The sequence below is a fragment of the Streptomyces sp. BE303 genome (assembly GCF_036290945.1).
GTDB lineage: Bacteria > Actinomycetota > Actinomycetes > Streptomycetales > Streptomycetaceae > Kitasatospora.
The window spans coordinates 1-303 of the sequence record NZ_JAQYWZ010000863.1; the positions used below are offsets into that span (position 1 = coordinate 1).

Below are 303 nucleotides of genomic sequence, written 5' to 3' on the forward strand. Positions count from 1 at the left end.
CAGACTGTGCGCCAGCACCGGGTGCGCACTCACCTCCACGAACGCCCGGAACCCCTCCGCGGCGAGCGTGTCCACCGCCTCGGCGAAGCGCACGGTCTGCCGCAGGTTGCGGTACCAGGACCCGCCGTCCAGCTCACGACCCACCAACCACCGGCCCTCCACCGTCGACAGGACCGGGAACGCGCCGGGCCGGGGCCTCACCGCGGCCAGGAGCTCGGCGAGTTCCTCCTCGATCGACTCGACGTGGGACGTGTGGGAGGCGTAGTCCACCGGGACGCGCCGCACCCGCACACCCTGCTCCTC

Annotated in this window: 1 protein-coding gene; it reads right to left on the reverse strand. The window is 72.9% G+C overall.

Annotated elements, in window-relative coordinates; translation table 11 throughout:
* Positions 1 to 291, reverse strand: a 291-nt coding sequence (locus PUR56_RS30675) for an acyltransferase domain-containing protein (RefSeq protein ID WP_329951371.1), incomplete at its 3' end; no start/stop codon positions are given.
* Between the last annotated feature and the right edge of the window lie 12 nt (positions 292 to 303).